A 20,654-nucleotide genomic window follows, 5' to 3' on the forward strand; every position below is an offset into this window, starting at 1 on the left:
CCGCCATGACGACTGCAACACAAGACGGGCGGCCCAGCCGGTGGCTGGGGCCGGGGCTGGCGTTTCCAGCGTCGCTGGTGGTGCTGGTGATCATCCTGGTCCCCATTCTGCAACTGGCGCGCTACAGCTTCAATCATTTCGATCCGGCGGAGCTGATGCAAACCGCCTTCACCTTCGAAAACTACGCCAAGTTTTTCGGCGACCCTTACTACCGCGATATCTTCTTCACGACGCTCTGGGTGGCCGCGCTGTGCACCGTGCTGGCGCTGGTGCTGGGCTTTCCGGTGGCGTACTTCCTGGCGCGCACGCAAAGCAAATACAAGAGCCTGTTCGTGATTCTGCTGGTGTTCCCGCTGATGGTGGGCAACGTGGTGCGCGCGGCGGGCTGGATGGTGGCGCTGGGCAACGCGGGCGTGGTGAACGCGGTGTTGTTGGGGCTGGGGCTGGTCGATAAACCCATCACGCTGATGTACACGCCCACGGCGGTTGTCATCGGCACCACCGCCGTCGTCATGCCCTACCTGATCCTCACCTTGCAAAGCGTGTTGGAAGGCATGGACCTGTCGGTAGAAGAAGCCGCCCGCAACGTCGGCGCGAATTTCTTCACGACGTTTCGCCGCATTGTGCTGCCCATTGCCGCGCCCGGCGTGGCGGCGGGCACGATGCTGGTGTTCATCTTGTGCATGAACGCTTACGCCACGCCAGTGCTGCTGGGCGGCTCCGGCCTGACGATGATGGCGCCCGCGCTCTATGACCAGATCACGCGCGCATCGAACTGGCCGTTTGGCGCGGCGCTGGCCGTCATTCTGGTCTGCGGCACGCTGGTCATTGCACTGATTTCGAATTGGCTGATTCATCGGCGCTACATCAAGACCATGGCGTCTTGACCCGACTCCCCCTCAAGGAATATTCATGGCATCCGTATTGTTCAAGAACGCGAACCTGCTTGATCCCTTGCAGGCCGACCTGCTGGAAGGCCACCACGTGCTGGTCGAGGACGGCGTCATCAAGGAAGTGTCAGACAAGCCCATTACCAGCGCGTCCGCGCAGGTCATCGACGCGGCAGGCCGCACGCTCATGCCCGGCCTGATCGATCTGCACGTACACGTGCTGGCCACGCAGCTGAACCTGAGCACGCAAGGCGTGTTGCCCGACGCGCTGGTGATGATGCGCGCCGTGCCCATCATGGCGGCGATGCTGCGCCGGGGTTTCACCACCGTGCGTGACGCGGGCGGCGCGGGCTGGGGCCTGAAGTGCGCCGTCAACGAAGGCACGGTGAAGGGGCCGCGCCTGTTCATCTCGGGCCGCGCCATCAGCCAGACGGGCGGCCATGGCGACCCGCGTCCCCGTTCCGACCATCTGCGCCCGATGAGCTTCTGCGGCTGCTGCTTCCGCGCGGGCGACATCGGCCGCGTGGCCGACGGCATCGACGACGTGCGCAAAGCCGTGCGCCAGGAACTGCAAATGGGCGCGGACCAGATCAAGATGATGGCCTCGGGTGGCGTCGCATCGCCCACCGACCCCATCGCGTCCTATGGCTATTCGGAAGAAGAAATTCGCGTCATCGTCGAAGAAGCCGCCAGCCGTCAGACTTACGTGATGGCGCACTCTTACACCGCCGACGCCATCGAACGCGCCATCCGCAACGGCGTGCGCACGATTGAACACGGCAACCTGGTGGATGAGCGCGTGGCGCGCTTCATGGCCGAGAAGGGCGCGTTTGTCGTGCCCACGCTGGTGACCTACGAAGCCCTGGCCAACGAAGGCGCCGACTACGGCCTGCCGCCCGACTCGGTCGCAAAGATCGCCACGGTGCGCACCGCGGGCCTGCATTCGCTGGAAATCTACAAGAAGGCGGGCGTGAAGATCGGCTATGGCTCGGACTTGCTCGGCCCGTCGCAACGCCTGCAAAGCGATGAATTCCGCATCCGCAACGAAGTCTTGTCGGCGCAGGAAGTCATTCAGTGCGCCACAACAACTGCGGCCGAAGTGCTGAACCAGGTCGGCCAGTTGGGCCGCATTCAGCCGGGCGCCTTGGCGGACGTGCTGCTGGTGGACGGCAACCCGTACCGCGACTTGTCCTGCCTGTTGGGGCAGGGCGAACATCTGGCGCTGATCATGAAGGGCGGCGTCATCGAACATAACGGGCTGGGGGTGTAAGCGCCATGAGCGATCCCACGTTTTCACAGTCGGAAGTCGGTGAGGAATCCCGCGACGTCAACGCCGCCAAGGGCTGGCATCCGCCGACGGCGCCGGTGTCGCGCGACCGTGGGCTGGGGCCGTTTCCCCGGCTGATCCTGCGCGGCGCGACGATCATCGATGGCACGGGCGCTCCGCCTTGGGGGCCGGTCGACATCGTGATCGAAAACGAACGCATCACCGCACTGGTCAACGTGGGTACGCCGCACAAGGCCATCGACCCCAAACGCCGCCCGGGTCCGGGCGACCACGAAATCGATTGCCACGGCAAGTTCGTCACCCCCGGTTTTGTGGATGCGCACGCGCACATCGGCACGCCGTATCACGCCATGAGCGGCATCGTGCCGCCCGCTGACTACATCTACAAACTGTGGCTGGCGCACGGCGTGACCACGGTGCGCGAGATGGGCGCGATGGGCGGGTTGGGCTGGACGCTGGAGCAGCGCGAGCTTTCCGCCGCCAACAAGATCGCCGCGCCGCGCATGATCGTGCATAGCGTCTTCCCCGCCGTGAACGACCGCGTGAAAACCATCCACACGCCGGAGCAGGGCCGCGAATGGGTGCGCAAGCTGGCCGCGCGCGGCGCCGACGGTATCAAGTTCTTTGGGGCGCCGCCCGCCATCATGGAAGCCGCGCTGGACGAAGCCGCGCAACAGGGCCTGCGCTCGGGCTGCCACCATGCGCAGATGGCCGTCACACGCGTGAACGCGTTGAAGTCCGCGCGCTGGGGGCTGACCAGTTCCGAACACTATTACGGCCTGCCCGAAGCGTTGTTCGAAGACCGCGTGGTGCAGTCCTTTCCCACCGACTACAACTACAGCGACGAGTACTACCGCTTCGCCGTCGCCGGCCAGACCTTCATGCAGGCCGCCCAACCGGGCTCGGCCAAGTGGCGCCAGGTCATGGACCAATTCCTGGAACTCGGCCACACCTTCGTCCCCACCTTCAACATCTACGACGCCAACCGCGACCTGATGCGCGCGCGCCGCGCCGACTGGCACGACGACTACACGTGGAAGGCGGTGTGGAAGTACTTCCAGCCGCAGCGCGGCGGGCACGGCGCGTACTGGTATCGCTGGAGCACCACCAACGAGATCGAGTGGAAGCAGAACTACCGCTTGTGGATGCAATTCATCAACGAATACAAAAACCTGGGCGGCCGCGTATGCGCCGGCAGCGATTCCGGTTTCATCTTCCAGATTTACGGATTTGGCTTTGTGCGTGAACTGGAACTGTTGCAAGAGGCCGGCTTCCACCCCATTGAAGTGCTGCGCGCGGCCACGTCGCAAAGCGCCGCGTTGCTGGGCATTGATGACGACACCGGCTCCATCGACGTGCAAAAGCGCGCCGACCTGCTGATTCACGATCAAAACCCGCTGACCGATTTCAAGCTGCTGTTCGGCACGGGCGCCATGCGCCTGAACGACGACACGGCCAAGGTTGAATGGCAGCGCTGCCTGCGCACCACCATCAAGTCGGGCGTGGTGTACGACACCGCCGAGCTGCTGGCGGACGTGCGCAAGATGGTCAAGGACAGCTGGGCGGAAGACCCCGATGGTGAGCGTCCTCCCGTTGGTGGGTCACCCGGTGGTTCGCCTGCCGGTTCACCCTGCGACAGCGCCGACGAGGCCGCTTGATATGGCCGTCGACCTGTTCCTCTTGTGCGGTTTTCTGGGCAGCGGCAAGACCACGCTGCTGGTGGATTACCTGCGCGATCCGTCGTCGCGCGATACGGGCGTGATCGTCAACGAGGCGGGTGAGATTGGTGTGGACGGCGCCATCGTCGCCAATGACAGCGACAACGTGCCGATGACGCTGATGGCCAACGGCTGCGTGTGCTGCTCGTTGCGCAGCGACCTGGTCTATACCTTGAGCGCCTTGCTGGACGCGCCGCGCCCCGAAGGCGCGGGGCCATTGCAGCGCGTGATCCTGGAATGCAGCGGCCTATCGCGGCCCGGCCCCATCATTGCGTCGCTGGCCGATCCTGAACTGGCCAGCCGGGGGCTGCGGCTGACGGTCGTCTGCACCGATGATTGCGCGCGCGATCCCGATGCGCTGGCCGAGATGGACGAGGCCATGGCGCAGTTCGGCGCGGCGCATCGCATCGTGCTGACGAAGACCGATCTTTTACCGGCCTTCGCGCTTGAAGGCCGCGCCGCGCGCGCTGCCGCGTTGAACCCGCTGGCGCTTGTCATCGCCGACCCTGACCGCAGCCGTGCCGTGCAAGCCGCTTTCGCGCCGTCGCAAGGCGTGGCGGACCTGGCCGGGCTGGCCGCGCGCATGCTGATCGCGGGTGGCTCCGGCAAAAGCGCTGCCGACAACGCCGCGCACCCCCGCATCCGCGTCATGGCGGCGCGCGCCCGCGAGGGCATCAGCTGGACGGACTTTTCAGAATGGCTGGATAACCTGGCCGGCTTGTGCGGCGAACGCCTCCTGCGGGTGAAAGCCGTGGTGCGCGTGACCGAATGCGCCGAGCCCATCCTGATCCAGTCGGTGGGCACCACCTTCAGCGCGCCGCAGCGGCTGACGCGTCAACCCGATGCGCGCGATGCCATCATCGTCATCGCGCGCGATATCGAGGTGGACGACATCCGCGCGTCCGCGCCCGATGCGCCGGTCGAGATGCTGGCCTGAATTTTTTTAGAAACCCGGGCGCGCGGCGGGCACAGCCGCCTGCGCACCCGCACCGTAGCAAGTCGTCAGTCCCCCTTCGATACGAGGTTGTTATGCAAGAGAAAAACCTGACTCGCCGTGGCTTCATCAAGACCGCCTCTGGCCTGGCGCTGGCACCTGCGCTGGGCTGGGTGCCGGGCATGGCGCACGCCGCTGAAAAAGAACTCGTCGTGGGCACGTGGGGCGGCGATTACCAAAACCTGCTGCAACAGATCATCAACCCCATCGTCGAGAAAAAGGGCGTGAAGGTCGTGTACGACACCGGCAACGCGGTGGGCCGCGTCACCAAGCTGCGCGCCGAGAAGAACTCGCGTCGCGGCAGCATGGACGTGGCGCTGCTGGGCGAAGTCGACATGTACGACGCCGAGCGCTCCGGCACGCTTGAACCCATCGATGTAAAGAAGTTGCCGAATCTGGCGCACGCCATTGCCGCGCTGAAAACGCCGTACTCGATTCCGCACATCTTCAGCGCGATGACGCTGGTCTACAACACCGAAAAATTCCCCACGCCGCCTGATTCGCTGGAAGTGCTGCTGGACCCGAAGTGGAAGGGCCAGGTGGGCTTCTCCGACATTCTGTACCTGTACAACGCCGTCTTCGTCGGCCTGGGCGCGGGTGGCGACACCAAGACGTTTGATGGCGGCAAGCGCTTCCTGGCGAAGCTAAAGCCCAACGCGCCGCGCATCTATCCGTCCAACGAGGCCGTGGCGTCGGCATTCAAATCCGGCGAAATCGCCATCGCCTGCATGTGGAAAGCCCGCGCGCTGCAATGGAAAGATAGCGGCCTGCCACTGGGCTTCGTGATCCCGAAGGAAGGCTCGGTGCCGGTGTCGTTCGAAGCGGGTGTGGCAAAAAATAGCCGCAACAAGGACGCGGCCTGGGAATACCTGAACGCCATGCTCGACCCGCAAGGCCAGATCGGCTTTGCCGAAAAAATGGGCTACGCGCCGACCGTGACCAACGCAACACTGCCGGAAAACCTGAAGCGCGTGGGCTTCACCGAAGCCGAAGTGAAGCTCTTGCATGCCTACGACCTGAAGGGCCTGACCGAAGGCAAAGCCGACATGCTGGAATTCTGGAACAAGGAATTCAAGGCGGGTTGATGAGCTAGTCGGATTGATTCAGGCGGATTGATTCAGGCTGGGCGGATTGATTCAGACTGCATTTTTTTGGGTGTCAGACTGCAATTGTTCGAGAGTTGACTCAGACTGCATTTTTTCCATTTTTTAAGGTGTCAGACTGCAATTCTTATGCACGTATGCTGCGAAATTGCAGTCTGATTCCAATGAAAAATAGCAGTCGAAAAATTGGAGTCAGACTCCAATAAAAAATTGCAGTCTGACTCCAGATAAACGTGTAGCTCCTGCCGCGCGCCGATCAGCCCCGGCGCGCCGCCTCGATCTTCGCGACGTCGATCTTGCCCATCGTCATCATGGCTTCGAAGACGCGCTTGGCGGCCGCGCGGTCAGCGCCCGTGTATGCCTCGGTCAGCACACGCGGCGTGATCTGCCACGACAAGCCCCACTTGTCCTTGCACCAGCCACAATCACTTTCCTGGCCGCCATTCTCGACAATGGCGTTCCACAAGCGGTCAGTCTCTGCCTGATCGTCGGTGGCGACCTGAAATGAAAACGACTCGTTGTGCTGAAACGCCGGACCGCCATTCAAGCCCAGGCACGGTATGCCCATCACGGTGAATTGCACCGTCAGCACTTCGCCTTCCTTGCCTGAGGGATAGTCGGACGGCGCTTTGTGAACCGCGTCCACGGAGCTATTGGGGAACGTCTTCGCGTAAAACTGCGCGGCCTCCAGCGCGGTGCCATCGAACCAGAGGCAAATCGTGTTCTTGGGAATCATCGGGGGTCTCCTCGTGAGTTACCCGCCGTTGCCGACGCCCGAACAACCGGCGCAAATCGCGTAAACGGGTTTTCGTATTGACGAGGATACCCGCTTCAATTCGCGATATCTGCGTCGTCAAAGCTCGGTTTCAAATGTCACGCTTTTGCCGAAAGCCCCTTGCGATAATGATGAAATGTTATATCATTCGCCAGCGATTTGTAATGATATAACATCCGAGATAACGTAGATGAAAGGCAAGAAGCTGGGGTTCAACAAGGGAAGCCGCAACGTGACGGGGGGCCGCAAGCCGCGTGGGGGCAGTCTGAAACCGCTGGTCTGCTCGTTGATGCTGATTGCGCCGGTGGCGCAGGCCGAGACGGAAACCGATCCGCAACGCGCGAAAACGCTGGCGCCCATTACCGTGTCCGCCAATCCCTTGGGGTTGGACTTGAACAGCACCACGCTGCCCGCTTCTGTGTTGGAGGGCGACGCGCTGATTGAGCAGCGCACTGGCACGTTGGGTGAAACCCTGAAGAATCTGCCGGGCGTGAATAGCGACACGTTTGGCGGCGGCGCAAGCCGACCGGTGATCCGGGGTCAAAGCGCACCGCGCGTGAAGGTGCTGTCTGATGGGTCCGAAGTGATGGACGCTTCCAGCATTTCCCCTGATCACGCGGTGACGGTGGAACCGCTGCTGGCCGAGCGCATTGAAGTGCTGCGCGGCCCCGCGACCTTGCTCTACGGCGGCGGCGCGATTGGTGGCGTGGTGAACGTGGTGGACAAGAAGATTCCGACCGCCGTGCCGGAAAAGGGCATCGAGGCCGAAGCCGAATTGCGCGGCGCGACGGGCACCAAGGAACGTTCAGGCGCGGTGGGCATCACGGCGGGCGAAGGCCAGTTCGCGGTGCGCGTTGAAGGCATGAAGCGGCGCACCAGCGATTACGACGTGCCCGATTGGCCGGGCGGCAAGCTTGAAGGCTCGTACAGCGAATCCACGCAGGGCTCCGTCGGCATGTCGTGGATCACCCCGCGCGGTTACGTCGGCCTGGCGTTCACGCATCTGGAAAGCAAGTACGGCTTGCCGGGACACAACCACGAATACGAAGGCTGCCACCCGCACGGCACGCACCTGCATTGCGGCGGCCACGACCATGATCACGAAGAAGAAGGCCACGACCACGATCATGATCACGAACACGGCGGTGTGCCGTACGTGAAGCTGCGCAGCAACCGCCTGGATCTGCGCGCCGAATATCAAGACCCGTTCGCCGGCTTTGAAAAGATCCGCGTGCGCGGTGGCCTGACTGACTATCAGCACGACGAGATCGAAGGCGGCGAAGTTGGCACGCGCTTCAAGAACAAGGGCTACGACCTGCGCGTGGAATTGCAGCACAAGCCGATTGCCGGCTGGCGCGGCGTGGTGGGTTTGCAGAACGCCTACAGCGATTTTCGCGCCGACGGCGAAGAGGCCTTTTTGCCGCGCAGCCGCACGCGTTCGAACGGCTTGTTCGTGCTCGAGGAATATCAGCTGAACGACTGGCGTTTTGAAGTGGGCGCGCGTCAGGACTGGCAGCGCATTTCACCGGAAGGCGGCGCGCCGCGCAGCAGCTTGTCTGGCACGTCCTTGTCGGCCGCAGCCATCTGGGACTTCGCGCCGCAGTACTCGGTGGCGCTGTCGCTGTCGCGTTCGCAACGCCTGCCCAACGCGCAAGAGCTTTACGCAGACGGCGTACACCTGGCCACCAACACCTACGAACTCGGCAACGCCGACCTGGGCCGCGAAACGTCGCACAACATTGACCTGACCTTGCGCAAGCATTCGGGCGACACCACGTTCTCGGCCAGCGTGTTCCACAACCGCGTGAAGAACTACATCTACGCCAATACGCTGGACCGCTACGAAGACTTCCGCCTGATCGAATACACGCAACGCGACGCAGAATTCACGGGCGTGGAAGGCGAGCTTCGCCACCAGTTCACCCCGGTGTTCTCGGCCGCCGTGTTCGGCGACTACGTGCGCGGCAAGCTGACGGGCGGCGACGGCAACTTGCCGCGCATTCCGGCAGCGCGCGCGGGTGTGCGCGGCAATGTGAAGTGGGATCAATGGTCGGGCGGCGTGGAATACGCACGCGTGTTCTCGCAAAAAGACATCGCATCGTATGAAGACAGCACGCCGGGCTACAACCTGGTCAACGCCGTGGTCGCTTACCGCGGCCGCTACGGCGAGACGGGCTACGAAGTCTATCTGCGCGGCACCAACCTGCTGAACAAACTGGCCTACAACCACGCGTCGTTTATCTCATCGGTGGCGCCGCTGCCCGGCCGCAGCGTGATGCTGGGCGTGCGACTGACGTACTGACAAGGGTAGGGCGTGGCGGCAAGACGCCCGCCCGCCAGCAAGCACCACGCCGGGGCCTAGCGCCCCGGCTTTTTTGTTGCGCCGCGCCATGCTCTCCACGCGTCGACCACCCCCGGGTAGACCCCGATGCCGATCTTGTTGACGCTCGCCACCTTGGGTTTCTAGAATCCAATTTGTGATCACATATCAGAAATAGCGCCCGGCATCCGCCGGCGCGCGGGCAGCGGCGAAGCAGAGCATGACCCAACAACTATTCAGTGTTCGAGACAAAGTCGTTTTGATTACCGGTGCCGCAGGCGGCATTGGCGCTGCGCTTAGCCGGGCTTTCGCCCAAGGCGGCGCGACGCTGGTGCTGGCCGACCTGGCGGGGGAAAAGCTGGACGCGTTGGCGTCCGAGCTGCGCGAATCCGGCGTGAAGACCGGAGCCATCGCGCTGCAAGTCGAAGACCGCGAGGCTTGCGCCAACGCGGTCGCCGACGCGGTCGCCAAGTACGGCGGCGTCGACGTGCTGATCAATTGCGCCGGGGTCAACACCCGCATGCGGCCAGAGCTATACGCCGAAGACGTGTGGGACCGCATCGTGGACATCAACCTGAAGGGCACCTTCAACATGTGCCAGGCGGTGCACGCTCCGATGAGCCTGCGCGGCAAGGGCAAGATCATCAACATCGGGTCGATCCTGGCGCTGGCGTCCAACGCCGTCACGGCCGCGTACTCGGCCAGCAAGGGCGGGGTGCTGCAACTGACGCGATCGCTCGCTTGCGCCTGGGCGGCGGACGGCATCACCGTCAACGTGATCCAGCCCGGCTGGATCGACACCGCGCTATCGAGGCAGGCGCGAGTGGACATCCCCGGCCATGCCGAACGCGTGGTGGCCACGACTCCGTTGGGCCGCTGGGGCGAACCCGAAGACCTGATCGGTTCGACGTTGTTCCTGGCCAGCGCCGCGTCCGATTTCGTGACGGGTGCAAGCCTGGTGGTCGATGGCGGCGTGACCGCCCATATTTGACGAACCAATCTGGCGCACCTATCTGACCGCGCAGGGTTGAACGCAAAGAGCCGGCCCCACAGCGCCAGCCCGCCACAAGGAGGAGACATGCAATTCGAGGACATCGGGCAGACGACGCCAGCCCGCACCCTGGTCGTGGAAGACAGCGACTGGGAGCAGCTGAGCCGCACCGACGCCATGCGCCTGACGACGCTGTTTCTGGCGGCGCGCCGCTTCGAAGAAAAGATCCTGATGCTGGACAAGCTGAACCTGGTGCACGGGCCGGCGCACTCCAGCATCGGCCAGGAAGGCGGCGCGGCCGGCTGCATTGCGGCGCTGCCCATCGACACCTTGATGAATGGCACACATCGCGCGCACCACCAATGTGTCGCCAAGGCGGTCAACGCCCTCTATGAAGACGGCATGGACCCGGTGGCAAGCGGACTCAGCCTGCGCATGCGGCAAGAGATCCAGGGCTTGATGCACGAGATCCTGGGCTTGAAGGATGGCTGGACCGGCGGGCGCGGCGGCTCCATGCATTTGCGCCGTGCGGACCTGGGCATCATGGGCACGAACGCCATCGTGGCGGGCGGTATTCCCATCGCTTGCGGCCATGCCTTTGCGGAAAAGCAGCGGCAGTCGGGCAAGCTGATGGTGACCTTCTTTGGCGACGGCGCCGTGCATCAGGGCGCCACCCATGAAGCGATGAATCTGGCGGCGCTGTACGGCCTGCCCATGATCTTCTTCCTGGAAAACAACAGGTACGCCGTGTCGATGAGCGTGGAGCAATCCACCTTTCAGACCGAACTGCTGACGCGTCCGCAGGGCCACGGCATCGCGGCCGTCAAGGTCGACGGCATGAACCCCTTCGCCGTGTGGCTGGCCACGCGCTGGGCGCAAGAATATATTGAACGCGAAGGCCGGCCGGCATTCATTCTGGCCGAGGTCTACCGCTACTACCACCAGAGCTCGTCCATTCCCGGCAGCGCGTTTGGCTATCGCACGCGCGACGAAGAAAACGCCTGGAAGGCGCGCGACCCCTGGCTGTTCCTGCAACGTGAGCTGACCGGACGCGGCATTCTGAATGCTGATGAACTGGCGGCCATCGACGCCGCGGTGACCGATGCCATGGACGCCGCGGCGGCTTCTTGCGTGGAAGGCGCGGGGTCATCCGCGCGTATCCGCCCCGAACTCTGGCCGGAGGCGTCCAGCGTGGACGCCAACCTGAACAGCGACATGCGCGAATTCGACGGCGTGCAGTTTGCCGAGGCCGAGGACTACGCCGCAGAAGACATGGAAGCGCTGTCCTACATCGAAGCCATGGCGCGCACGATGGGCGCGCGCATGGCTGAGGACGAGCGCATCTACGTCTTCGGTGAAGACGTCGCCAACATGGGTGGCGGCACGGTAGGCGCCACGCGCGGCCTGACGGAAACCTACGCGGGCCGGCTCATCAATACGCCAATCACCGAGAACGGCTTTTGCGGCCTGGCAACCGGCGCAGCGCTGTCGGGCCTTAAGCCTGTCGTTGAACTGATGTACAGCGACTTCTTCCTGGTGGCGGGCGACCAGCTGCTGAACCAGGCGGGCAAGATCCGCCATCTGTTCAACGGCACGGCGAGCGTGCCGCTGGTGTTGCGCACCCGGATTCCAGGCGCGGAAGGGTATGGATCGCAGCACTCGATGGACCCGGCTGGCGTGTTTGCGCTGTTTCCCGGATGGCGCATCGTTGCCCCGTCAAATGCCTTCGACTACGTGGGCCTGATGAATTCGGCGCTGCGCTGCGAAGACCCGGTGCTGGTGATCGAGCCGCAAGAACTGCACAAGCGCAAGACGCTGGTGCCAAAGAAGCTGGACTACTACATTCCCATTGGCCGCGCGAAGCGCGTGCAGCAAGGGGATCAGATCACGCTGCTGGCCACGCTCAGCATGGTGGAGCGCTGCGTGCAGGTGGCCGCCGAGATGGGCGTGCGCGCCGACATCATCGACCTGCGCACGCTGTCGCAACGCGATATTGATTACGACACCATCGGCGCCTCCGTCATGAAGACGGGCCGCGTCGCGATCGTTGAGCAAACCACGCGCGGCGCAAGCCTGGGCGCATTGATCGCTGACGAGATTCAACGCCGCTATTTTGATTATCTGGATCAGCCGGTGCAGCGTGTGACGGGCCGCTGGGCGCCGCCTACGGTGTCGCAAGCGCTGGAACGCGCGGCGCTGGCGAGCGAAGACGATATCCGCACACGTCTGGCCGCCATGCTTCAGGAAAGCGGATTGACCGCCCAACCAGGAAACGTTCATGCCCTGCGCGCTTGAAGGCAAAACCATCTTGATCACGGGCGCGGCTGGCGGCATCGGCAGCGAAACCGCGCGCGTGTGCGCAGAGCAGGGCGCATCGCTGGTGTTGGCGGACCGCGAAGCGCCGGAAGCGTTGGCGGCCGAATTACGCGCGAAAAACGTGACGGCGCGTGCGCTCGCGTTCGACGTGACCGACCGCGCCGCGGCCGAAGCTGCGGTTGCCAGCATCGAACGCCTGGACGCGCTGGTCGCCAACGCGGGCTATTGCCCGTGGGACGATTGGAACGCGGACGGCTGGGACCAGGTGTTTCACCAGGTCATCGACATCAATCTGCTGGGCGTCATGCACTTGACGCGCGCGGCGCTGGCCAAGATGGCGGCACAGGGCGCGGGGCGCATGGTGCTGGTGTCGTCCGTGGCGGCGCGTATGGGCGGTCTGGCGGCCAGCCCGCATTACGTGGCGGCCAAAGGCGGCACGCACGCGTTCGTGAAATGGCTGGCGCGCAAGGCGGCCGATTCGGGCGTGACGGTCAACAGCGTGGCGCCTGGCGCCACCGACACGGGCATGACCCAAGGCGCGCCGCTGGATGCGAATAGAATTCCCCTGCGACGCATGGCCCAGCCCCGCGAAATCGCCTTGCCCATCGCGTTTTTGTGTTCGGATGGCGCAAGCTACATATGCGGCGCCACGCTGGACGTGAACGGTGGCGTCTACATGACATAGGCGTACACATACATGGACAACACCATCCTGGAAGGGCTGCTGGAAAAGCAGGAACGCGTCACCGTCGCGGATCAGATCTATCAGCGCACGCGTCAGCTCCTGATGAGCGGCGCGGTGCCGCCCGGCGAAAAGGTCACGCTGCGCGGCCTGGCCGCCGCCTTGAACACCAGTCCGATGCCGGTGCGCGAAGCGGTGAACAAGCTGGTGGCCGAGGGCGCGCTGGAAATGCTGCCCAGCCGGGGCGTGCGCGTGCCCAAACCCAGCCTGCCGAAGTTTCGCGAAGTGGTGCGCATCCGCTGCTGCCTGGAAGGCTTTGCGGCGGCGGAAGCCGTGAAGGTCATCACTGACGACACCGTGGCGCGCATCGAACGCTATGCGCACGAGTTCGACAAGCTGGGCCACCAGCGCAAGATCGACACCCTGAAGACGATTGAAGCCAACCGCAATCTGCATTTCACCTTGTATGAAGCGGCGGGCATGCCGTTGCTGGTCACGATGATCGAGAACATCTGGCTGCAAATCGCGCCGCTGTTTTCGCTGAGCATGAGCAGCAAAGACCGCAAGTCGGAAAGCTGGGAATCGTTCAGCCATCACGACACGCTGCTGCAGGCGCTGCGCCGCCGTGATCCGGATGGCGCGCGCGATGCCGTGGTGGCAGACATTTCCGATGCGGCGGCGTTCATCGAGAAGACGGGCAATTTGACTCAAACCTGAAGCGAGTGAGACATGGATATCGAGGTCGTAATGCCCGCGATTGGCGCGGGCACGACGCAGGGCAGAATTCTCCAATGGTTGAAGCAGTCCGGCGACACGGTCAAGGTGGGCGATATCCTGGCCGAAATCGAAACGGACAAGGCGGTCATTGAACTGGAAGCCGTGGATAGCGGCGTGCTCGACCGCATCCATGTTGCGGCAGGCGACACCGCCGTGCCGGTGGGTGACGTCATCGCGACGATGTTGGCAGAGGGCGCGAACAAGGTGCAAACGCCCGTTTCGGCGCGCGCCGAAGAAGCGCTTGAGTCTGCACCTGCGTCTGCGTCTGCCTCTGCCTCTGCACCTGCCTCTGCTCCAGCCTCTGCGCCTGCCCCGGTGTCCGCGCCTTTCGCTGCCGAGCCCCCCGCGCATCGCCTCTTCGCCAGTCCGTCTGCGCGTCGGCTGGCGCGCCTGATGGGCGTGGACCTGCGCACGTTGGCCGGCAGCGGTCCGAACGGCCGGATCGTGCGGGTGGATATCGAACACGCCGCAGAACAGCGTCCCGCCGTGGACACCAAGTCCGCGCCGGCAACGGACTCCGCGCGGCCCGCGAACCCCACCGCATCCGCAAGCCTGGGAACGCTCACACCCCACACGCCCATGCGCGCCACCATCGCGCGCCGGCTGGTGCAGTCCAAGCAGCAGATTCCGCACTTCTACCTGACGGTGGACTGCCGTATGGACGCGATGATGGCGGCGCGCGAATCGTTGAACGCCAGCGCGCAAGCCAGCCCGGCCCCCGTCCGCTATTCATTGAACGACTTGCTGCTGCTGGCCGTGGCGCGTGCCGCCGCACGCGTGGCGGACATCAACGCGCAATGGACGGACGACGGCGTGCTGCGCCACGATCAGGTTGACCTGAGCTTCGCCGTTGCGCTGGACTCGGGTCTGATCACACCCATCTTGCGAGACGCTGATCGCAAAGGCCTGCGTGAACTCTCCGCAGAAGTCCGCCAGCTGACCGAGCAGGCGCGCGCGGGACGGCTGCGCCCAGAGCAATACGAAGGCGGCAGCCTGACGGTGTCGAATCTGGGCATGCATGGCGTGAAGTCGTTCGCCGCCATCATCAACCCGCCGCAGTCCGTCATTCTGGCGGCGGGCGCGGTGACGCGTCAGCCGGTGGTGGACGGCGATGCGCTGGCCATCGGCCACGTGATGAGCCTGACGCTGTCGGCAGACCATCGTGTGGTGGATGGCGCAGTGGGCGCAAGATTTCTGAAGGATGTCCGGCATTTGCTGGAACATCCCATCGAATTGATTCTCTAGCGTGTTGAGTGGAAGGTTGTTCTAGTCAGTGTCCACATCAGCAGCGCGCAGGGTGGACCGCGAACGGCGCACAGACCGATGGCGGCAGGTAAGTCGAAGCACCATTACATAAAGTCTGGAGACAAAGCAATGAACAAGCAGAATCCGCTGACGCGCCTTGCCTGCGCCGCCGCCCTGGTGGTTGCCGCGCAGGGCGCCTGGGCGCAGAGCGATATCAAGATCGGATACAACAGCGACATGTCCGCCAGCGGCTCGGCCGACTTTGGCGTGTCGGCGTTGTCGGGCGCGCGGCAGGCCGCCGAAGAGATCAACGCCGCAGGCGGCGTGCTGGGCAGAAAGATCGTCATCGTGCCGCGTGATGACGTGGGCTCGCCGCCCAAGTCCATTCAGAACGCCAACGAGCTGGTCGACAACGAAAAAGTCGTGGCGATGCTGGGCGGGGTGAACTCGGGCAACATGCTGGCCTGGCTGCACATCGTGCAACAGAAGAAGATTCCGACCATTTCGCCCTCGGCCACGGCCACCGAAATCACCAACCGCTACAGCAAGGAACCGGCCAACTACATCTTCCGCGTTTCCATGCGGGACCTGGACCAGATCACGCTGCTGGCAGCCTACGCGGCGCGCGCGACGAAGAACAAGAAGGTCGCCATCATTGCCGATACGACGGGCTACGGGCAGCAGGGCGCGAAAGACGCAGCCGCCGTCTTGCAGTTGCACGGCATCACGCCGGTGGCCAATGAGAAGTTCGGTCCGAAGGACACGGACATGAGCTCGCAGCTGAACAAGATCAAGGCGTCGGGCGCGGACACGCTGATCGTCTACGCGCTGGCGGATTCCAACGGCCACCTGATGCGCAGCCAGGAAAAAATCGGCTACTACCCGACCACGCTCGGTTCGTGGTCGAACCTGAGCCCTCCGTTCCTGCGCATTGCGGGGCCGGAGCTGGCCAAGAAGATGATCTTCTCGGCGTCCATTACCGAAGACTCCACGCCGCAATCCAAGGCGCTGTACGACACCATCATGAAAAAGGAGGGCAAGCTGCCCACCTATGTGTTCGCGGCGCACGCCTATGACTCGGTGAAGATCCTGGCGGCGGCGATGACGCAGGCGAAGTCCACTGATGGCGAAAAGGTGCAGCAGGCGCTGGAGAACCTGGGCAAGGTGGATGGCGTGATCAAGGCCTACGCGCCGGCCTTCACCAAGGCCAACCACGAAGCCCTGTCGTACAAGGACTTCCGGCTGGTGCGCTGGGTGGACGGCAAGGTGGTGTCGGTTGACGACGCCGTCACGCAGGCCATCAAGCCCGAAGACCTGAAGCAATAAGGCGGCGCGCGGCCGGGCCTGTTCAGGCCTGGCCGCGGCTCAGGTGGTTGACGAAGAGCTTGGCGGCGGTGGGCAGCGAATCAAACGACCGCACGCAGATCTGGATCTTGCGGCGCGCCCAGGGTTCGGCCAGCGGGATGATGCGCAGGTCGAACATGACCGAGTAGCGGCGCGCAATGTCCAGCGGCAGCACGCCTATGCCCAGCCCGGAATTGACCATGAAGCACAGCGCGTCAAAGCCGGTCACCTGCACCTTCAAGCGGATGTTGCGCTTCTCGTCGTCGGCGGCGGCCGACAGGATGCGGTTGATGGCGCTGCCGCGATGCAGGCCGATGAAGTCGTGTTCCAGCGCGTCCGCGAAGCGAAAGCCGGGCTTGTCGCGCAAGGGGTGATCGGCGGGCACGACGAGCGCAAGCGTGTCTTCGCGGTAGGGGCGGATCTCAACGTCGGTATCGGGCGCGTCGCCCGAGAAGATGCCCACGTCCGCCGCGTTCTCGGCCACCGACTTGATGATGGTGGACGTGATTTTCTCTTCCAGGTCCACCTGCACGTTAGGGTAGTCGTTCAGGAACAGCTTGATGTCTTGCGGCAGGAACTGCGTGATGGCGGAAATGTTGGCGTAGACGCGGATGAAGCCGCGCAGCCCGCGCGAGTAGTCGCGCATCTGCACGGAGATTTCGTCCAGCTCGTGCAGCGCGCGCCGCGCCATGGTGGATAGCGCGACGCCTGCCGGTGTGGGGCGTATGCCCTTGTTGGTGCGGATCAGCAGCCGGATCTTCAGGTTGTCTTCAAGTTCGCTGATGCGTTTGCTGATGGCGGCCGCGGCAATGTGCTCGTGTTCGGCCGCCGCTGCGATGGTGCCTTGCTCGACCACGCTGATGAAAAGCTTGAGGGAAGTGGGGTCTAAACGCATGGTGGCGGGCGGGCAACGGACGGGACGGGCCATTGTAGCCACGCGCGGGCTTGCCATCGCGTTTGGCGATGGCGGCATCGTTAATGACTGCTATTGGGGACGGCAAGCCCGGCGCTATCCTCACGAAAAATAGTGACCGGCCGCCCTGCGCGGACGGCGCAAGAATGGTGGATGGAGCGAGACGACGATGCATTTGCAAAACAGCCAGCTGCTGCGGCAGCAGGCGTACATTGGCGGCGCCTGGTGCGACGCCGACAATCAGGCCACCATCACGGTGCGCAATCCCTTTGATGCCAGCGTGCTCGGCACCGTGCCCAACCTGGGTCAGGCCGAAACCGCCCGCGCCATCGCGGCGGCCGATGCCGCGCTGCCCGCGTGGCGCGCCAAGACCGGCAAGGAGCGGGGCGCCATTCTGCGCCGCTGGCACACGCTGATCGAAGCCAATAGCGACGACCTGGCGCTGCTGCTGACGCTCGAGCAGGGCAAGCCGCTGGCCGAAGCGCGGGGCGAACTGAACTACGCGCTGTCGTTCGTCGAGTGGTTCGCCGAGGAAGCCAAGCGCGTCTACGGCGACGTGCTGCCGTCCACGCGCAGCGACCAGCGCATGATGGCGATCCGCCAGCCCGTGGGCGTGTGCGCGGCCATCATTGCGTGGAATTTTCCGTCGGCGCTCGTAACGCGCAAGGTCAGCCCGGCGCTGGCCGCCGGCTGCACGGTGGTGCTCAAGCCGTCTGAACTGACGCCGTTCACCGCGCTGGCGCTGGCCTGGCTGGGCGAGCAGGCCGGCATCCCGCCGGGCGTGCTGAACGTGGTTATTGGCGACCCGGCTCCCATCGGCACCGAACTGACGCAGAACCCCACGGTGCGCAAGTTGACGTTCACCGGCTCCACGCAGACGGGCCGCCTGTTGATGCAGCAAAGCGCATCCAACATCAAGAAGCTGTCGCTGGAACTGGGCGGCAACGCGCCCTTCATCGTGTTCGAAGACGCCGATCTGGACGAGGCGGTGGCGGGGCTGGTGCTCTCCAAATTCCGTAACGCCGGCCAGACCTGCGTCTGCGCCAACCGCGTCTACGTGCACGCCAGCGTGGCCGGTGCCTTCAACGACAAGCTGCTGGCCGAAATCCGCCGTATGAAGGTGGGTGGCGGCTTGGAAGCGGGTGTCACGCAAGGCCCGCTGATCGATCAGCGCGCCGTCGACAAGGTGACGCGTCTAGTGGCGGACGCCACCGCGCACGGCGCGTCGCTGCTGGCAGGCGGCAAGCTGCGCCAGGCGGGCACCTTGTTGTATGAACCGACGCTGCTCGCCGGCATCACCGACGCCATGGAACTGGCGCACGAAGAAATCTTCGGGCCGGTGGTGGGCATCAGCACCTTTGAGTCCGAAGCCGACGTGCTGGCGCGCGCCAATGACAGCGCCTCGGGCCTGGCCGCTTATTTCTATACGGCCAATCTGGAACGCGTGTGGCGCGTGATGGAAGCGCTGGAATACGGCATCGTGGGCGTGAACACGGGCGCGGTCTCCAACGAGGTCGGCCCGTTTGGCGGCATCAAGGAATCGGGCGTGGGCCGCGAAGGTTCGAAGTACGGCATCGAAGAATTCCTTGAAATCAAATACGTGTGCCTGGGCGGCAAGTCGTTCAACGCCCCGCGCTAAGCCTTCCGGATTCCTGACATGAGCCCAGCACAGCAAGCATCCCTGCGCGATGCCGATACGTTCGATTATGTGATTGTCGGTTCCGGCGCGGCCGGGTCCATCCTGGCCAACCGCTTGTCGGCCGACGGCGCCACCGTGTGTGTGCTGGAAGCGGGCCCGCCCGACAACAGCCCCTTTCTGCACATCCCGGCCGGCTTCATCAAGGCCGTGTTCAACAAGAAATACGCCTGGCAGTTTTCCAGCGAAGGCACGGCGCAAACCAACGGGCGGCGCGTGCCGATCCCGCAGGGCCGCACGCTGGGCGGCTCCACGTCCATCAACGGCCTGGTCTATAACCGTGGCCAGGCGGCCGACTTCGACCACTGGGCCAGCCTGGGCAACCCGGGCTGGGCGTATGCGGACGTGCTGCCGTACTTCAAGTCAATGGAACGCCGCGTGGGTGGCGACGACCGCTACCGCGGACGCCAGGGCGAACTGCCCGTCACCGACATCGACTGGATTCATCCGCTGTGCGAAGCGTTCATCGCGGGCGCGGTCGAGCAGGGCATTCCGCGCAACCCCGATTACAACGGCGCCGAGCAGGCGGGCGTCGGCTACTTCCAGCGCACCATCAGCAACGGCTGGCGCATGAGTACGGCCAAGTGCTTCCTGAAGCCCGCGATGGCGCGCAAGAACCTGGACGTGCGCACCTACGCGCAAGCGACCCGCGTGCTGTTCGACGGCACGCGCGCCGTGGGCGTGGCCTATTGCCATCCGGCGCATCCCAGCCGTGTGCGCGCCGTGCGCGCCAGCCGCGAAGTCATCGTCGCGTGCGGGGCGATCAACACGCCCAAGCTGCTGCAGCTGTCGGGCATTGGCCCGGCTGATCTGCTGCGCCAGCATGGCATCGACGTCGTGCGCGACCTGCCCGGCGTGGGCGAGAACCTGAGCGACCACTACTCCGTGCGCATCGTGGCGCGCGTGAAGAACAGCAAGACGATGAACGAGCTGGTGAAGGGCTTCAGCCTGGCCGGCCAGATCAGCCGCTGGATGATGAAGCGGCCCAGCATCATGGCGCTGAGCCCGTCGCTGCTGCATTACTTCTGGAAGTCCACGCCCGAACTCACTGCGCCCGACCTGCAAGGCGTGTTCACGCCCGCCAGCTACAAGGAAGGCTATGTGGGCGTGCTGGATGACTTCCCTGGCATGACCGCAGGCGTCTGGCAACACCGCCCCGACAGCCGCGGTCAGGTCCGCATTCAGTCGGCCGACCCGCTGCAAGACCCCATCATCCTGGCCAACTATCTGGCCGATGAACGCGATCAAGTCACGCTGGTGCGCGGCATCCGCCTTGCGCGCCGGTTGCTGCAATCGCAGGCGCTGGCGCCGTTTTCGGACGGCGAAGCGCTGCCCGGCCCGTTGTGCGAATCGGATTCCGAACTGCTAGATTTCGCGCGCCGTTTTGGCGTGTCGTCCTATCACGTCAACGGTACGGCCCGCATGGGTCCGGCCGACGACAAATATGCCGTGGTGGACGCGCAGCTGCGCGTGCACGGCGTGCAGAACCTGCGTGTGATCGATTCGTCGGTCATGCCATCCATGCCGTCGGCGAACATCTGCGCCGCAACCATGATGATCGGCAACAAGGCGGCCGATCTGATCAGGAAAGCCTGAATAAGC

16 protein-coding genes are annotated in these 20,654 nt (G+C 64.1%); 14 read left to right on the top strand and 2 right to left on the bottom strand.

The genetic code is table 11. The annotated features are described in order from the left end of the window. Positions 1 to 5 precede the first annotated feature (5 nt). From AC1DSJ_RS23250 to AC1DSJ_RS23270, 5 genes are all read left to right on the top strand, one after another. On the top strand, positions 6 to 887 hold the full coding sequence (locus AC1DSJ_RS23250; RefSeq protein WP_054426973.1) for an ABC transporter permease: 882 nt from the start codon (positions 6 to 8) through the stop codon (positions 885 to 887). 25 nt (positions 888 to 912) lie between these two features. Next, positions 913 to 2,160, top strand: a complete 1,248-nt coding sequence (locus AC1DSJ_RS23255; RefSeq protein ID WP_054426974.1) for a metal-dependent hydrolase family protein — start codon at positions 913 to 915, stop codon at positions 2,158 to 2,160. Between the two features lie 5 nt (positions 2,161 to 2,165). Then, on the top strand, positions 2,166 to 3,836 hold the full coding sequence (locus AC1DSJ_RS23260; RefSeq protein ID WP_441372260.1) for an amidohydrolase family protein: 1,671 nt from the start codon (positions 2,166 to 2,168) through the stop codon (positions 3,834 to 3,836). A 1-nt stretch (position 3,837) separates the two neighbouring features. After that, positions 3,838 to 4,833, top strand: a complete 996-nt coding sequence (locus AC1DSJ_RS23265) for a CobW family GTP-binding protein (RefSeq protein WP_441372261.1) — start codon at positions 3,838 to 3,840, stop codon at positions 4,831 to 4,833. A 92-nt stretch (positions 4,834 to 4,925) separates the two neighbouring features. Next, the gene (locus AC1DSJ_RS23270) at positions 4,926 to 5,975 is read left to right on the top strand and encodes an ABC transporter substrate-binding protein (RefSeq protein ID WP_441372262.1); all 1,050 of its coding nucleotides are present in this window, start codon (positions 4,926 to 4,928) and stop codon (positions 5,973 to 5,975) included. Between the two features lie 274 nt (positions 5,976 to 6,249). Here the strand turns inward: AC1DSJ_RS23270 and AC1DSJ_RS23275 are convergent, their stop codons facing one another. Next, positions 6,250 to 6,729 carry a VOC family protein gene (locus AC1DSJ_RS23275; RefSeq protein WP_054426978.1) on the bottom strand — a complete coding sequence of 160 codons (480 nt, stop codon included), beginning with the start codon at positions 6,727 to 6,729 and terminating at the stop codon, positions 6,250 to 6,252. Between the two features lie 328 nt (positions 6,730 to 7,057). Here AC1DSJ_RS23275 and AC1DSJ_RS23280 point away from each other — a divergent pair, with 328 nt between their 5' ends. From AC1DSJ_RS23280 to AC1DSJ_RS23310, 7 genes are all read left to right on the top strand, one after another. Further along, entirely contained in the window at positions 7,058 to 9,070 is a 2,013-nt protein-coding gene (locus AC1DSJ_RS23280) for a TonB-dependent receptor domain-containing protein (protein WP_156336975.1), read from the top strand. Positions 9,071 to 9,308: 238 nt separating this feature from the next. Beyond that, positions 9,309 to 10,079 (top strand): SDR family NAD(P)-dependent oxidoreductase, encoded by a 771-nt coding sequence (locus tag AC1DSJ_RS23285; RefSeq protein ID WP_156336969.1) that lies wholly within the window; start codon positions 9,309 to 9,311, stop codon positions 10,077 to 10,079. A gap of 87 nt (positions 10,080 to 10,166) precedes the next feature. Then, complete coding sequence (locus AC1DSJ_RS23290; protein WP_441372263.1) at positions 10,167 to 12,374, top strand: alpha-ketoacid dehydrogenase subunit alpha/beta; 2,208 nt, start codon at positions 10,167 to 10,169, stop codon at positions 12,372 to 12,374. Beyond that, positions 12,358 to 13,080: an SDR family NAD(P)-dependent oxidoreductase gene (locus tag AC1DSJ_RS23295; RefSeq protein ID WP_054426983.1), complete on the top strand. Its 723-nt coding sequence runs from the start codon at positions 12,358 to 12,360 to the stop codon at positions 13,078 to 13,080. Before AC1DSJ_RS23290 ends, AC1DSJ_RS23295 begins: the two co-directional genes overlap by 17 nt. A 12-nt stretch (positions 13,081 to 13,092) precedes the next feature. Next, positions 13,093 to 13,794, top strand: coding sequence for a GntR family transcriptional regulator (locus tag AC1DSJ_RS23300; protein WP_054426984.1), 702 nt, complete (start codon positions 13,093 to 13,095; stop codon positions 13,792 to 13,794). Between the two features lie 12 nt (positions 13,795 to 13,806). Further along, positions 13,807 to 15,099 carry a dihydrolipoamide acetyltransferase family protein gene (locus AC1DSJ_RS23305; protein ID WP_441372264.1) on the top strand — a complete coding sequence of 431 codons (1,293 nt, stop codon included), beginning with the start codon at positions 13,807 to 13,809 and terminating at the stop codon, positions 15,097 to 15,099. A 129-nt stretch (positions 15,100 to 15,228) separates the two neighbouring features. Then, positions 15,229 to 16,425 (top strand): ABC transporter substrate-binding protein, encoded by a 1,197-nt coding sequence (locus AC1DSJ_RS23310; protein WP_054426986.1) that lies wholly within the window; start codon positions 15,229 to 15,231, stop codon positions 16,423 to 16,425. Positions 16,426 to 16,447: 22 nt separating this feature from the next. Here AC1DSJ_RS23310 and AC1DSJ_RS23315 read toward each other — a convergent pair whose 3' ends face one another. After that, on the bottom strand, positions 16,448 to 17,338 hold the full coding sequence (locus AC1DSJ_RS23315) for a LysR substrate-binding domain-containing protein (protein ID WP_054427090.1): 891 nt from the start codon (positions 17,336 to 17,338) through the stop codon (positions 16,448 to 16,450). Positions 17,339 to 17,525: 187 nt separating this feature from the next. On the opposite strand from AC1DSJ_RS23315, the gene AC1DSJ_RS23320 reads away from it, so the two are divergent. Both AC1DSJ_RS23320 and AC1DSJ_RS23325 read left to right on the top strand, forming a co-directional pair. Then, the gene (locus AC1DSJ_RS23320) at positions 17,526 to 18,995 is read left to right on the top strand and encodes an NAD-dependent succinate-semialdehyde dehydrogenase (protein ID WP_441372265.1); all 1,470 of its coding nucleotides are present in this window, start codon (positions 17,526 to 17,528) and stop codon (positions 18,993 to 18,995) included. An 18-nt stretch (positions 18,996 to 19,013) separates the two neighbouring features. Continuing rightward, complete coding sequence (locus AC1DSJ_RS23325) at positions 19,014 to 20,648, top strand: GMC family oxidoreductase (protein ID WP_441372266.1); 1,635 nt, start codon at positions 19,014 to 19,016, stop codon at positions 20,646 to 20,648. Positions 20,649 to 20,654 lie beyond the last annotated feature (6 nt).

It is taken from the genome of Achromobacter sp. 01N37, from assembly GCF_056399725.1.